Source organism: Algoriphagus vanfongensis DSM 17529, assembly GCF_000429465.1.
Taxonomy (GTDB): Bacteria; Bacteroidota; Bacteroidia; order Cytophagales; family Cyclobacteriaceae; genus Algoriphagus; species Algoriphagus vanfongensis.
In genome coordinates, this window is sequence record NZ_AUBX01000010.1 from 74723 (window position 1) to 88806 (window position 14084).

General features: G+C 42.0%; 11 protein-coding genes. 3 read left to right on the top strand and 8 right to left on the bottom strand.

Annotated elements, in window-relative coordinates:
* Positions 1-5: 5 nt before the first annotated feature.
* Positions 6-3107, bottom strand: coding sequence for a SusC/RagA family TonB-linked outer membrane protein (locus G460_RS0105495; protein WP_026954417.1), 3102 nt, complete (start codon positions 3105-3107; stop codon positions 6-8).
* A gap of 25 nt (positions 3108-3132) precedes the next feature.
* On the bottom strand, positions 3133-4749 hold the full coding sequence (locus G460_RS0105500) for a fucose isomerase (RefSeq protein WP_026954418.1): 1617 nt from the start codon (positions 4747-4749) through the stop codon (positions 3133-3135).
* A 187-nt stretch (positions 4750-4936) separates the two neighbouring features.
* Between G460_RS0105500 and G460_RS0105510 the strand changes: the two genes are divergently transcribed.
* Positions 4937-5806 (top strand): AraC family transcriptional regulator, encoded by an 870-nt coding sequence (locus G460_RS0105510; protein WP_026954419.1) that lies wholly within the window; start codon positions 4937-4939, stop codon positions 5804-5806.
* A 51-nt stretch (positions 5807-5857) separates the two neighbouring features.
* On the opposite strand, the gene G460_RS0105515 is transcribed toward G460_RS0105510, so the two are convergent.
* From G460_RS0105515 to G460_RS0105525, 3 genes are all read right to left on the bottom strand, one after another.
* Positions 5858-6688, bottom strand: a complete 831-nt coding sequence (locus G460_RS0105515) for an alpha/beta fold hydrolase (protein WP_026954420.1) — start codon at positions 6686-6688, stop codon at positions 5858-5860.
* A 129-nt stretch (positions 6689-6817) separates the two neighbouring features.
* A complete protein-coding gene (locus tag G460_RS0105520; protein WP_026954421.1) occupies positions 6818-7852 on the bottom strand; it encodes an LLM class flavin-dependent oxidoreductase in 1035 nt (344 codons plus the stop codon).
* A gap of 156 nt (positions 7853-8008) precedes the next feature.
* Complete coding sequence (locus G460_RS0105525; protein WP_026954422.1) at positions 8009-8884, bottom strand: pirin family protein; 876 nt, start codon at positions 8882-8884, stop codon at positions 8009-8011.
* 518 nt (positions 8885-9402) lie between these two features.
* Between G460_RS0105525 and G460_RS0105530 the strand changes: the two genes are divergently transcribed.
* Complete coding sequence (locus G460_RS0105530) at positions 9403-9789, top strand: GreA/GreB family elongation factor (RefSeq protein ID WP_026954423.1); 387 nt, start codon at positions 9403-9405, stop codon at positions 9787-9789.
* A gap of 82 nt (positions 9790-9871) precedes the next feature.
* Here G460_RS0105530 and G460_RS0105535 read toward each other — a convergent pair whose 3' ends face one another.
* On the bottom strand, positions 9872-10696 hold the full coding sequence (locus G460_RS0105535) for an ROK family protein (protein WP_026954424.1): 825 nt from the start codon (positions 10694-10696) through the stop codon (positions 9872-9874).
* 283 nt (positions 10697-10979) lie between these two features.
* On the opposite strand from G460_RS0105535, the gene G460_RS0105540 reads away from it, so the two are divergent.
* Complete coding sequence (locus tag G460_RS0105540; RefSeq protein WP_026954425.1) at positions 10980-12428, top strand: S41 family peptidase; 1449 nt, start codon at positions 10980-10982, stop codon at positions 12426-12428.
* Positions 12429-12469: 41 nt separating this feature from the next.
* On the opposite strand, the gene G460_RS0105545 is transcribed toward G460_RS0105540, so the two are convergent.
* The gene (locus G460_RS0105545; protein ID WP_026954426.1) at positions 12470-12814 is read right to left on the bottom strand and encodes a hypothetical protein; all 345 of its coding nucleotides are present in this window, start codon (positions 12812-12814) and stop codon (positions 12470-12472) included.
* A 131-nt stretch (positions 12815-12945) separates the two neighbouring features.
* Complete coding sequence (locus G460_RS0105550) at positions 12946-14076, bottom strand: cytochrome-c peroxidase (protein WP_026954427.1); 1131 nt, start codon at positions 14074-14076, stop codon at positions 12946-12948.
* Between the last annotated feature and the right edge of the window lie 8 nt (positions 14077-14084).

Genomic DNA, 14084 nt, shown 5'->3' on the forward strand with positions numbered 1-14084 from the left:
TTAATTTAGAAGGTTAAACTCACGCCGCCTGTGAAAGTCCTTGAAACCGGATATGCATTCCAGTCGATTCTAAAGTTTGCGGAACCATTTGGATTGATTGCCGGGTCCATTCCAGAGTAATCTGTAATTGTAAAAAGGTTTTGTCCAGTCATATATATCTGCATAGACTTGAAGGTCTTGCCGTTTACTGGGAAATTGTAACTCAACCTTATAGTGCTAAGACGTAAATAGGACGCATCTTCCACCGTGATAGAATTCACTCGTTTTTCACCTTGAGCACTTGTTCTTACAAATGATGGGAACTCATTGGAGGGATTTTCAGGTGTCCACCGATTCAATAAAGGTTCAGCGTATCTATTTCTCCTTACTCCTGCAGGAAAATAGGTATCGATTAATCCATTGTTGAGCATTTTCACTCCTTCAACACCTTCAAAGAATGCGTAAAACTCAAACCCTCTGAATGTAAAGGTATTGCCTATTGACCAAATCAAATTGGGAAATGAATTACCTAAAACAACTCTATCATCAGCATTGACGACTCCATCTCCATTGATATCTTTATATTTAATGTCCCCTGGTTGTACAGGGTCATTAGTAGATTCAAAATCATCATTTTCCTGCCAAATTCCTTCTACTTGATAGCCGTAAAAAGACTCTAATGGTAGTCCTTCTTCAATAATTGCGATTTGACTAGTTGCACCTGCGCTACCCGTCACAATTCGACTTATACCACCTAAATCTGTAACTTCATTGTTCAAAGTGGTGAGCATAACAGTGGTGGACCAAGTGAATTTTTGATTGGTAATGTTCCTAGATGTAAGACCAAATTCCCAACCCGAATTTTTAATGCTTCCTATGTTAGTCAACTGAGACGAAAAACCGCTTGATCTAGGAATAGGAAGTGACAAAAGCATATCGGAAGTATTCTTCACATACCAATCCAAACTACCATATAGACGATCTTCCCAAAGTCCATAATCAATACCAAAATTGATCTGTTCAGTAGTTTCCCATTTCAAGTCAGGATTAGCGATTCTAGCAGGCTCCGTAGTAGTATTTTGTTGATCATTGTAGACGACTACAGGACCAGTCCCAAAAGTCGAAATAGATTGATAATTACCAATTTCTTGATTTCCTGTCTTTCCCCAACTAGCTCTAAACTTCATGGTGCTTAAAGTAGATGTCAAAGGATTAAAAAACTCTTCCTCAGCGATCTTCCATCCAAAAGCTGCAGAAGGGAAGTATCCAAACTTATTGTTTTCACCAAAACGTGAAGACCCATCGGCTCTCATTGAAACAGTTAGAAGATATTTATCTTTCAAGCTGTAGTTTACCCTACCTAAGTACGACAAGAGGGTATTGTCCACCTTTGAGCTAGAGACAACATTCAGAGCTGGATTTCCAAGCCCCAAATTATAAGTCTCCGTAGCATCAGAGGGAAAACCTCTAGCCTCTGAAGAAAACCTTGAGATTATGAATTTTTGGGTGGTCACTCCGGCAACTGCACTTATGGAATTCTCCCCAAAAGTCTTGTTGTAATTCAGCAGCCCCTCTACCAAATAGTTTGAACTGGTTCCTTGCAATTGAGTGGCAATACCGCCAGCCGCATTCCCATCTAACGTATTTCTATCAATATAAAACTCGCGAGTCTCATTGGAAACATCTCCACCAATATTTAATCTAGCTGATAAGGACTCAGAAATGGAATACTCTCCGTAAATAGTTCCAAAAGTCCTATAGGTATTTCCAATCCCCCGCTTTCCTTCGGCCAAAGCAACAGGATTATCTATATTAATATGAGAGGATATAACATAGTCTCCATTTTCATCCTTTACCGGTAGTGTAGGATCCATATGCATCGCTGCGAAAATAACCCCAGCATGCTCATTTAGTTGAAATCCTCCCGGTGTGAATTGATCTTTGGAATAATTCGAACTCATATTGACCCCCATCTTGAATTTATCAGAGGCTTGATGATCTAGGTTTAACCTAATTCCGTATCGTTCAAAACCAGAATTGATCACGATACCATCTTGATTAAAGTAATTAAGTGACACCATGTATTTCGTAGCATCATTCCCACCAGATAGGGACAAATTATGATTTTGAATACCAGCATTTTTTTGATATACCTCGTCAAGCCAATCAGTGCCTTCTCCTGAAAAATCTTCTACCCGGTCCTGTTCAGATCCTCCTCCTTCGTCAATTATTGCGTTGATTATGTTATAATACTCTCGTCCAGAAAGCATATCGATTTTATTCGCCACATTCTGAACTCCTACATATCCGTCATAATTAACTGACATTCTACCGCTTTTTCCATTTTTGGTAGTTACGAGAATCACCCCATTGGCACCCCTAGCGCCATAGATTGCTGTGGCGCTGGCATCTTTTAAGACTTCGATTGATTCAATATCCGCGGGATTAATTGAGCTCAAAGGAGACCTTTGAGTCCTTGGTGCTCCAAACCGATCTCCAACACCTGTAACGGCATTACTATTACTAAACGGAAGGCCATCAATCACATACAGTGGTGAGTTTCCAGAGTTTATAGATCCTACCCCTCTAATATTGACTGAAATCCCACCTCCAGGCTCTGCACTGTTTTGTACAACTTGTACACCAGGTACTTTACCTGCAATTAATTGTTCGGCAGAGGCAATCACTCCAGGATTAAACTCCTCCTTTTTCAAGGCTGCCACAGATCCTGTCAAATCACTTTTTTTAACAGTCCCGTAGCCTACCACTACCACTTCTTCCAAAGCGCTGATGTCTTCTCCCAGAAGCACATTGATTACGGACCTATTGCCAATTATTTCTTCTTTAGATTCGAAGCCTATCATAGAAAAAACCAAGACGGCGTCTTCATTGGGTACAGTGATCGAATATTTCCCATCAATATCCGTGACTGTCCCTGAGCTAGTTCCCTTCACTAATATATTCACTCCTGGCAGCCCCATTGGGTCACTTTCTGTGGTGACCTGTCCAGACACTTCTTTGCTCCCACTTCCTTGTGCCAGCGAGTGCTGTAATGGGCCACAGAGTAGTATTATGGCTATCAAATAGGGCAGTCTTTTCCTACCCCAAAACAGTAATTTTAGGTTCATTTTGTTATTGGTTAAATTGGGTGTATTACGCTTTGATATATTGATCACCGCACCAATGCACGCTGATACCGAGAGCTTGGAAGACCTCAGCTTTGAGTTGCGCAGCCTCAAAAGCCTTATCTTCTGTATCTGTATAGGCCACTTGTATATGGTTGGCCTTGTGTTTTGCCATTAACTGATCTCGCGTGATACCTGGCAGGTATGCATGCATGATGGGCCACTCTGAGGTTGTCTCGTCCCATCTTCTTTGAGTTTCCGAAGCGGGTAGCTCAACCACCTCGCCAATACCCAGATCACAATACAGCTGGTTGTTTTCTATGTAAATCCTGCTCCACACAATGGAACCCGGCTTGGAAACACCTTTAAGCGATCCTCCTCCTTTGCCAAAATACATGGCGGGTTGACGCTCACTACTGGCTCCTTGATAGCCATTGACAAAATGTGCGGGGGGAGCGGCTCCTGATATGAGAAAAACCCAAATATACTTTTCAATATCACCAAATGAATAAGCCTCTCCCCACCGAATATCATGAAGGGTATTTTCAGGGGACATGCCCATTTCTTCCCAAATACGAGTTGTAAGCAATGCATCTATACCTGCACATTCATCCACCTCATTGAAATGAGGAAGGGATTTGCCCGAATAGAGCTCTTTTCCATTTTTTCCCTTGACTGGCGGACGATCCACATTATTGAGCAAGCCCTCTACCAAATCACTGGCAGCAACCAAATCTTTTAATCCTTGTTGGTACTGGATTCCTATAGTATCACATCCAAATTGATCTGCAATCCGGAGTGCTGCCACATACATCTTGCATTGCTCAAATGTTTGATCTTTTGTGAGTTCTGTTTCAGGAAGTGTCCCCCAGCTAAACTTCATTCCTTTTTTTACCAACCAAGACAATACCTCTTCGGCATCTCGGTCGCTGACCAGTTGCATTTCAGCGTAAAGGGCTGACTGACTCAATCTTTCTTTAAAAATCCCCAATGGATGCAGTAAATGATCTGGAACGATGGCATTGAACATGCCCATGCAGCCCTCATCAAAGACCCCCATTATTGCTTTCTTCTTTTTAAAAGTTTCGGCAAAGACTTTTGCTCTATTTCGCACGTCATCTTTGCTTTTCACTTCTGAAAAAGGAATGCAGTGACTAGTATCATGGATAATATGGCCATCTTTCAACCATGACTCGAGATGTGTCAGAAAAAACTCATCTTCAAACGTCTCACTCCATAGTGTGCTGTAGGAAATCCCCGCTTTCGTCAAAGACCCATTCAAATTTAACAAGCCTACCAAGCCAGAGGATTTGCCATTCCAATTGGCCAATGTCAAAATCGGCCCTTGGTGACTATAGAGTCCCGGAAGAACATGATGGGTATATTGCCAGACACTTTCTGCAATGATGATGGGTAGGTCAGGGTCTACTGTTTCAAATACTTCCATCCCCATTTTCTGCGAATCAATAAAGCCATGACCTTTGCTCGGATCAAAATAGTGAGCCCTCACTATGGCATATCCAAACTTTTTCAAGGCGGACTCCAATCGGGATTCCATTTCCAATTGAAATTCCCATCCTATCTGATTTGCTTTGATCCGTAGGTCTCCACTCGATGCCAAAAGGACTTTCCTCCTCTGATACATAATATAATTTCGGGTTTTTGTAATTGACTGAAACAAATATGAAGCAATTCACCAATGGACTTTTATCATTTTTTGTCAATTTATTGTACTATCTTATCATTGTGATTTACAGAATATTAGCCTCTATTGATATATTCCTATATTCCTGTATCAAATCCTATAAAAAAACAAAACCCAAAATCACCTCATGAAACCCCATTTTCATAAAGTCCCCACTACAGCCACGAGTTCTTTTAGTTTTCGCCATGATATCAAACCTAATTTTGGTACGATATGGCATTTTCATCCAGAGCTGGAGCTTCACTACATCGTCAAAGGCAAAGGGATCCAGTATATTGGGGATACGGTGAGTAGTTTTTCTGATGGTGATATGATCTTTTTGGGAGAAAACTTGCCTCACACATGGAGGTGTAGCGAAGCATATTTTCAGAGTAGAAAAAAGCTGAAAATTGAAGCGTATGTGTTGCAGTTTCTCCCCCACTGTATGGGGAAGGACTTTCTAAAATTGCCTGAAACACAGGAAATCCCATCCCTCTTTGAGAAAGCAAAAAAAGGACTGATCATCACCGGCCAGACGAAAAATGAAATCGAAGTGACCCTGAGAGATATGATCCACGCGGCCCCACTCGAAAAAGTCATCCATTTTTTGAAAATCATCCAAATACTGGCAGCTACCAAAGATTATGAAACAATATCTCCAGGCTATGCCCACAGCCATTTAGCCAATATTTCAGAAATGCAGCGCCTAGATAAAATCTACTCCTACGTCATGGCCAACTACAAAGAGGAGATCAGTCTGGAAAAAATAGCATCTCTGGCAAACCTCAGCGTTTCAAGCTTTTGCAGGTATTTCAAGACCATGACGAATAAAACTTTCTTTGAATTTTTGATCGAGATACGAATATCTAATGCATGCCGTGCCCTGATCGAGGACAAAAATCACATCGAGGTGATATGCTACGATAGCGGATTCAATAATGTATCAAATTTCTATAGGCACTTTAATAAAATCACTGGTATGACCCCTTTGGCATATAAAAAGCAATACCTCAACTAGAACTTTTAGACAAAAAACCTCAGACAATCGCCTGAGGTTTTGTTATTCCAGTTACTTTTTCAAAAACTCCAAGAGGAGTTTATTGAACTCATCACGATGTGTCAGAGTCAATCCGTGCGGAGCTCCTGATAGCAGGTGATATTCATTGGTTTTGATACCTTCACTGGCTTGTTTGGCCGAGGTCTTGTATGGTACGATCTGATCTGCATCCCCATGAATAATCAGTGTGGGAACGTTTACATGCTTTAGTTCTTCCCTGAAATCAGTCCAAGCCCAAGCTTCAGCAGCTTTGTATGTGGCTATCGGAGAAGCATGACTGGCTATCGAAAAATCGTAATCCAAGTCTGCCTGTCCCACCCGGTCAGTGAGATCCTCATAGTTGTAGAAGTTTTGATGAAAGCCTTTCAAAAATCCAATCCTATTGGTTTTTAAAGTTTTCAAAATACCCTCAAGATCTTTTTGAGGAACTCCGTCTGGATTATCGTCCTTCTGGGATACGAGTGGAATAATGGAAGCAATCAAAGCGGCTTTTACGACTCTGTCTCCTTCGTAGTCTGTGAAATAGCGGACGACTTCACCTCCCCCCATACTGAATCCTATCAATGTTACTTTTTGTAAATCCAACTGTAAAATCAATTCCCGAAGGTCGGCAGCCAAGCTGCTATAGTCATACCCTTCTAAAGGCTGAGAAGACCGCCCAAAACCTCTTCGGTCATAGGCTATGACTCTATACCCTTCATCCAGAAGAGTAGCTATCTGACCTTCCCAAGCTTGATGACTGAGTGGCCAGCCGTGGATCAAAATGACAGGGTCACCTTTTCCGTAATCTTGATAATATATCCTGACTTTTTCATTTCCGTTTTCATGTTTCAAATAAGGCATAACTCATGTTTTTTGGTTGTCGATAGGAACTATACTTACCAAAGTCCTGCCATCCTCAAACCAGAGGAATGAGGCACTTCAGCGGTATATTTGGCAGATGCATTTGATCCAGACTGGGAGTATATTCCACTATTTCGCCAATGCTTTCCTCACTGCCGGTGCGACTACATCACCATAAAGCTCGATCGCCTTCATTAATTTATCATGCGGCATCGTCCCTACACTGAGATGAAGTAGATACCGTGTCAAGCCCATCATTTCTTGCTGCATCAGGATCTTATCGATCACTTCCTGAGGACTTCCCAAAACCAAGGATCCTTCTGGAGAACGCATTGCATCGTATTGATTTTTGCTCATAGGAGGCCAGCCTCTCTCCTTCCCCAGCTGAGTCATTACCCAGGCATAAGGGCCATAAAAGTCATCTGCGGCCTGCTGTGAGTTTTCTCCAATAAAACCATGGGAATGAACCGCTATCTGTATCGCATCGAGATCTCTACCTTGCTCTACCCAGGCTTTTCGATAGAGGTCCGTAAAATAGGTAAACCTCTCAGGATTGCCTCCAATGATCGCCAATGCCAACGGCATTCCTTTTTCAGCTGCTCGGACCACTGACTGAGGAGTCCCCCCCACTGCCAACCATACCGGTATTTCGGGTTGAAATGGACGTGGATATACTCCTCTATTTGGAATCGAAGGTCTATATTTCCCTCTCCAGTTTATTTTCTCGGTCTGATTCAGTTGTAGTAGTAATTCCAGTTTCTCTGCAAAAATCTCATCATACAACTCCAGCTCCTGTCCAAAAAGTGGAAACGACTCAATAAAGGATCCACGACCAGCCATAATTTCGGCACGTCCCTCCGACAAAAGATCCACATGAGCAAACTGCTGAAATACCCTGACTGGATCTTCCGAACCCAGTACAGTTACGGCACTGGATAGTTTGATTTGCTTGGTGACTACTGCGGCAGCTGCCAGGACAGTCGCGGGTGATGACACCACAAAGTCTGGCCTGTGATGCTCTCCGATAGCATAGACATCCAAGCCTATTTGATCAGAAAGCTTGATTTCCTCCATCAGATTTTTCATGCGCTGCTGTGGAGTGAGTGTCGTCCCCAACTGAGGGTCTGGGGTAAGCTCGGCGAAGGTGCTGATTCCTAATTCCATATTGTTGATCGGTCTTGTTGATGAGTCAACAGGGAATGTGATTTAAAAAGTTTAATCATTGATGTTTTTTCATCTGTGTAAAAAAAGGCTGAGGTATACCCCTAGCCTTGATGAATAGTTGTAATGTACAATCCCTATTCAAACTTCTCCGCTGAATTATTTCCTTGTAGGATAGGGCACAAAGTCTGATTCACCTGGAACGTTGGGAAAATTCTGCTGTTCCCAATCTGATTTTGCCTTTTCTATCAGTGCTTTATCTGATGAGACAAAATTCCAGTCTATAAAGCGCTCTTCTGGAAACCTCTCTCCTCCAAAAATATAAACTGTGGAATTTGCTGCCATTTCGAACTCACAAAGCTGACTGTTCTTGGCGATTAACAGCTGCTTAGAGCCATGGCGCTCGCCTCCGTCGATGATCTCTCCTTCCAAGATGTAAAGACCGCTTTCCCCATATAAATGCTTGCCCAATTTCACAACAGCCTGAGCCTCACTTTTGATTTCCAAAAAGTAAAGCTGACTATGGACCGGTACAGGCGATTTTTTACCAAAAACTTCTCCTGCGACGAGCTTGATCTTCAGCCCATCTTCCTCCCAGGCAGGAATATCTTCTTTGGACACATGGAAAAAGGAAGGCTCACATCGCTCAAGCTCTTTTGGCAATGCCACCCATATCTGCAAGCCATGCAGACTCTTGTCTGAGTGTCTCAAACGATCCGGAGTTCTCTCTGAATGCACGACTCCTTTGCCCGCAGTCATCCAATTGACAGCTCCAGGCCTAATCTCCATTTCGGTTCCTATACTATCACGGTGCATTATTGCCCCTTCAAAGAGATAAGTAAGGGTGGAAAGGCCTATATGTGGGTGAGGCAAAATATCTAAATTTTGCCTTTCGGACATCTTCACGGGTCCCATATGATCTATAAATACAAAGGGCCCTACAGATCGTTTTTGTCTAAAGGGCAAAAGTCTACCTACTAAAAAGTTACCCAGATCAGTTGCTCTCTCGGCTATGATTAATCCAACATTTGACATGGCACTAAGTTAACTCAAGGAATTTGTCTATGAAAGACAGAAAATTCTCAAACATTGATTCTGTCAGCCACACTCAGAAGTCAATAAAACCTTCCACCATTTAGCTCGTAAGAACTTAAAACGAAACTTTTCATAGTGCTTTTCAATTCTTCCATATCCCATCTTCTTTTCAGCCAGATCTACTGGAGTGAAATGGTCGTTGGATCATGTGAGTACATGGGAAGTTTCGGCAAAAAATTCCTCCCTCATATCCCATCCATAGGATAATCCTTTATAGGCCAAGCTTTTTCCCTATGAGTCTTATCCACACCACAGCTACAGCGATTCGATCTTCTATTTTCAGAGGCGGGAAAACCTATATCCTTTTATTCTCTTGCAATAAGGCCTTTATCACGCTGCTCTCCTCTCAGTAAGAGCAGGAGAGCATTCCTTTCTATCAAGAAGGCCTTGGGTCAATCGACCTCCGTCCACCCTGAGTGGCTGGACTACTATATCCTATTCACAAAAAGAGAATATCTATGAAACCGATCATAAAAGACACAGATTATCTGACTATCAAAACCTTGCTAAACAACTCCACTATAAGAATACCAATCAATGAAAAACTACAGATTGAAGAAAAAATCAAGAACAGTCGAATTGTAAAAGAAAAAAACTACCCTTCAGAGACAATCGGACTTGGAAGCCAAGTGGAATTGTTCGACCTCAATTCTTCCATCAAAAATAAACTAATACTAGTCCATCCTGAAGATGCCCAAATCAAAAATCAGAAAATATCAGTGCTTGCTCCACTGGCTATTGCGCTCTTGGGACATCAAGAAGGTGAAATCGTGCAATGGAAAACCCCACGAGGAAGCTTAAGGTTGAAAATCATGAAAGTAAGCCAACTAAAAGAGCTCGTGTAGTCGATGTGTCCCAAGCTGATAAAGACTCCTAAGTGACTTACTTAGGAGTTTTCTTTTTATGCTCTCACTGATCAATTTCCCTTCACGAAAGCGACCTGGCACGGTTCAAAGCTCCCAAAGCCGCTACCTGATCTCCAGTGCCTGCTTTACGAATCATTCCTTCTTCCCAAAAGATTGGAATCACATGTTCTTTGACTGCTTTCAGAACGGCCTCCCAATATCCGGGCAACTTCACTGTACCTCCTCCTATCGCTATGACATCCGGATTCAAAAAATTGATGATACCAGCAATAGCCACTCCTAAAAAATATCCTCCGGTCTCAATGTGTCGAAGTACTTTCACATCACCAGCTATAGCCTTCTCAGCCATCTCGGACGAACTAATTCCCAAGCTATCAGCAAGATATTGACCACCAGATAGCTCATCCAGTCGTTTGATGCCATCCTTGGTATGTATAGGAAAATATCCAAATTCGCCAGCCCACCCGTCTTTTCCTTTGATTTCAGAACCATTTGAGATAAAAGATGCTCCGATAGCTGTACCTACCATAATGATCCCTCCGGAGAAGTCAGGAGAAATGGCAGGAAACTCTCCGTAAAGAGCAGCTTTCACATCATTGCACAAACCTATCGGGCAGGCTATAGCTTTCCATTCGTTTTCAGGATCCCAGCCCTTAAACTCAGGAAGCACATCGCAGTCAGCCACGCTATTTCCATGAATCAATCCAGGAACTGCTATCCCTATCAATTCTGGCTCAAGTTGATGCTCCAGGATAAATGCTTCTAACAAAGATTTGAGCATGTCTGGTGTAAAAGACTTTCCAGTTGGATGTTTAGATTGATTAGCTCCAGCGACTAATAAGACTTTGGTACCTCCTAGATCGATCCCTATTTCTGAATTTTCCATAGCTAAAGATATTTCAAAAAGTGAGGCATAACTACAATCTCCCAATCACTTTCATGACTAGATGCATAGAAATTGCATTTTCTCGCTTCTACTAACTGGAGTGATTCTCAGCACTCCAATACTTTTCTAGCAAAGCTATTAACTAAATTCGAAGTGATTTAACAGATAAATTCATTCAGATCTTATCTTGCAAGGAAAATACAAACGAGATCCAGTCAAAAGGATTCCAGTACCTGCCCCAATTAACCTTCAGTTTTAGACTTACAGAGAATTTCCCAAGCCCATGTCATTACCAAAATTTTTACTTTTTCTGATTCTAAGTTTTTTCGCTACTCAGCTTTTTGCACAGCACAAGCTAAGTCCCACCAAATTGCAGGAAGACTATGATTACCTCCTTTCCGAACTCAAGCTACAGCATCAAGGACTCTATGAATACCTAGATCAAGAAGAAACAGATCGTCTATTGGATAGCATCAGAGGCACCTTAGACACTCCACTGACGCGATTGGAATTCTTTGAAAAACTTTGGTTTGTCATAGGACTGACCAACGAAGGACATACATCGATGGAGCTTCCCAAAAAGGAAATGTTCAAAATTGGTCTTTCCAAGTCCTTTCTCCCCTTCACTGTAAGAGTCATGGACGAAAAATTGATCCTCACTCAGCACTATGGTAAGGAAAACGAAGCACTCAAAAATGGTCTAAAAATCCTGACGATCAATGACCGGCCAATCGATCAAATCTTAAAGGAGCTCTACCCTCTAATCCCCACCGATGGAATTAATGAAACTTCCAAACGGGAATGGATAGGAGGAACAAACTTCTCACTGCTTTACCGACTGCATTATGGTACTGAAAAGCATTTCAACATAGTCTTGGAAGAGTCGGGAGCTAGCCAGCCTGTAGCTGCCACTATTGACCCTATCCGATTTACCCGATTCAAGCGAAAAAACGCAACGCTGCAATCCATCTCTCTAGAGTACAATAAGTTTAAATTTGAACAAATCAATGACTTTATTGCCTACCTGAGTATCCCTAGTTTTGGAGAAGACGAACTCGATTACGAGCAATTCTATCAAACCAGTTTCAGAAGAATAGACTCTTTACAGATCAAGCATTTGATCCTTGATATCCAAGCCAATGGAGGGGGAACAGAGGGAAATGAAAACCTCCTTTTCAGCTACCTCTATCCAGAGGTGATCCAAAAATATAGGCAGGTAACTATGCTACCGAAACCCTATCATAAAAATGAATCCGATCCTTTCTACAGAGAGGACAAGTGGGTTTTGGAAGGTGAAATTGCAAAACGCGGAGAGTTCACATTGTTCAGCGATTACTATTCTGATCTAGGCTATCAACGTCCTCTTCCTGAGGATATTTACTCGGGGAAATTGTACGTTTTGACCAGTGGAAAGACTTTTTCCGGTGGAGCGGAATTTGCCAGTATGATTCGCATGACTGAGCGTGGAATATTCATCGGGGAAGAAGTAGGCGGAGCATATGAAGGCAATGTCAGCGGATACTCCGAATATGTCGTTTTGCCTCACTCTAAAATTGAAGTAGAAATCCCAACGGTGCACTTTCAACTCCAAGTCACGCCGCTAGAGAAAGGTAGAGGAGTATTGCCTGATTTCACTGTACCTCAGACTTGGGAAGATTACCTCGATGGAAGAAATTCCAAAAAAGAGTTTATAATCAAAAAAATCACCCAAAAGGGTGATTTCAAGCAGTGAGAAAAATGGCGCTTTTTCAAGCCCTTAATGAACAAGCTAACTTATTTATCTCCTTTGTGTCCCATGTAGGCTACTTTTTCACCTAGAGTATATTTTAGCACTCCTTTATCCAAGGTAGAATCGGAAACTAATTTCTCCTTAAATTCAACAGAATAAGTTCCATAGACGATAATCTCATCGGTCTCCTTGTTAAAAGTCACTTTGTCTGCATTTTTTATCTTCAAATAGTCTGTGGTCAAAGAGACATTTCCCTCCATGACTTGAAGTCCCGAGGTGGCATTATATTCCATTCGATCTGCCTTCTTGATTACCAAATTATCCTCTGCAGGAAACTGAAAATAAGATAGGCTAAAACTGAGTGAAAGAATTGCGAATAAAAGTTTCATAGGATGTATGTTTAATTAGTGATAAAATTTATAAAGAAAATAAGGTACTGTCCAGTTATTCAAATGACATGCGGGAAGATTTAATAGAAGTTAACAACTAATAGATTAAATGAACCTCAAGCGATCATCTTTTAATTGGGTATACTAGGTCGTTGCATTCTAAAAGAAGGAGCTGAAATCGCCTCTAGAAAAGCGATAATGTCATCCTTCTCCTCTTGAGTCAATTGCAATTGGATCAACAAGTCTGAAGTCACCGGGAAATTCGGATCATTTTCCAATCCCGGTCTTGGTTTGGGTCTAGCCATACCGGCATTGTACATATTGAGTATCCCATCCATATTGTCAAAAATCCCATTATGCATCCAAGGTCCCGTCTCCATAACATTTCGCAATGATGGAGTACGGAATTTGCCGATGTCCTTCGGGTCATGACTCACATTATATCGTCCCAGGTCTTCTAGTTTACGTCCATAGTAGTGTAATCCCAAGTTGTGAAATTCCTCGTCCGTAAAATTGGGCCCATTGTGACAATTCATACAGCGGGCTTTGGTACGAAATAGATGCAACCCTCGAATCTGCTGATCGCTCATCCGATCATGCTTCCCATCGAGAAAGTAATCAAAATCACTTTTCCGACTGGTCAAAGAGCGCTGAAAATAAGCCAAAGCCGAAGTGATAGTTTCTTGACTGATAGACCGACCTGGAAATGCATCTTCGAAATAAGGCTGATAGGCTGCTATTTCTGATATTTTTTCGACAACATCTCCCAAATCACTGTGCATCTCCAGCGAATCCTGAATAGGCATGGCTGCCTGATCTTCCAAAGAACCGACTCTCCCATCCCAAAACAAGTCCTTGTGCATCCAAGAGTTTTCCAATGACATAGAATTTCTCCTTCCCTCCTGCTGATCATGTCCCAAAGCCACAGAGCGACCATTGCTCCAGTTAAATTCTGGATCATGACAGGAAGAGCAACTGATCTGATTGGAGGATGAAAGTCTTGGATCAAAAAACAACATTTTACCCAATTCGATCACAGGCTTCAGTGAGTCGACATTTCGAAAGGGATTGTCCGGCAATAGACCTAGTTCGTGAAATGCTATACCACTATCCAATTCTGGTTTAGGCCAATTTTCGATCGGGCCCTCATAGATCTCCCGCAGCTCCTGCATCGTCTTTGGATCTCCATCCACTACACCTGACCAAGAGACACAAAAGAGTATCAACCCGCTGGAAAGTACCCAAGCAATTGCCTTTTTCATTTTATCAC

Excerpts from the sequence above, each read along its gene's own strand:
- G460_RS0105495 (WP_026954417.1), bottom strand. The coding sequence starts at position 3,107 with ATGAACCTAAAATTACTGTTTTGGGGTAGGAAAAGACTGCCCTATTTG.
- G460_RS0105500 (WP_026954418.1), bottom strand. The coding sequence starts at position 4,749 with ATGTATCAGAGGAGGAAAGTCCTTTTGGCATCGAGTGGAGACCTACGG.
- G460_RS0105510 (WP_026954419.1), top strand. The coding sequence starts at position 4,937 with ATGAAACCCCATTTTCATAAAGTCCCCACTACAGCCACGAGTTCTTTT.
- G460_RS0105515 (WP_026954420.1), bottom strand. The coding sequence starts at position 6,688 with ATGCCTTATTTGAAACATGAAAACGGAAATGAAAAAGTCAGGATATAT.
- G460_RS0105520 (WP_026954421.1), bottom strand. The coding sequence starts at position 7,852 with ATGGAATTAGGAATCAGCACCTTCGCCGAGCTTACCCCAGACCCTCAG.
- G460_RS0105525 (WP_026954422.1), bottom strand. The coding sequence starts at position 8,884 with ATGTCAAATGTTGGATTAATCATAGCCGAGAGAGCAACTGATCTGGGT.
- G460_RS0105530 (WP_026954423.1), top strand. The coding sequence starts at position 9,403 with ATGAAACCGATCATAAAAGACACAGATTATCTGACTATCAAAACCTTG.
- G460_RS0105535 (WP_026954424.1), bottom strand. The coding sequence starts at position 10,696 with ATGGAAAATTCAGAAATAGGGATCGATCTAGGAGGTACCAAAGTCTTA.
- G460_RS0105540 (WP_026954425.1), top strand. The coding sequence starts at position 10,980 with ATGTCATTACCAAAATTTTTACTTTTTCTGATTCTAAGTTTTTTCGCT.
- G460_RS0105545 (WP_026954426.1), bottom strand. The coding sequence starts at position 12,814 with ATGAAACTTTTATTCGCAATTCTTTCACTCAGTTTTAGCCTATCTTAT.
- G460_RS0105550 (WP_026954427.1), bottom strand. The coding sequence starts at position 14,076 with ATGAAAAAGGCAATTGCTTGGGTACTTTCCAGCGGGTTGATACTCTTT.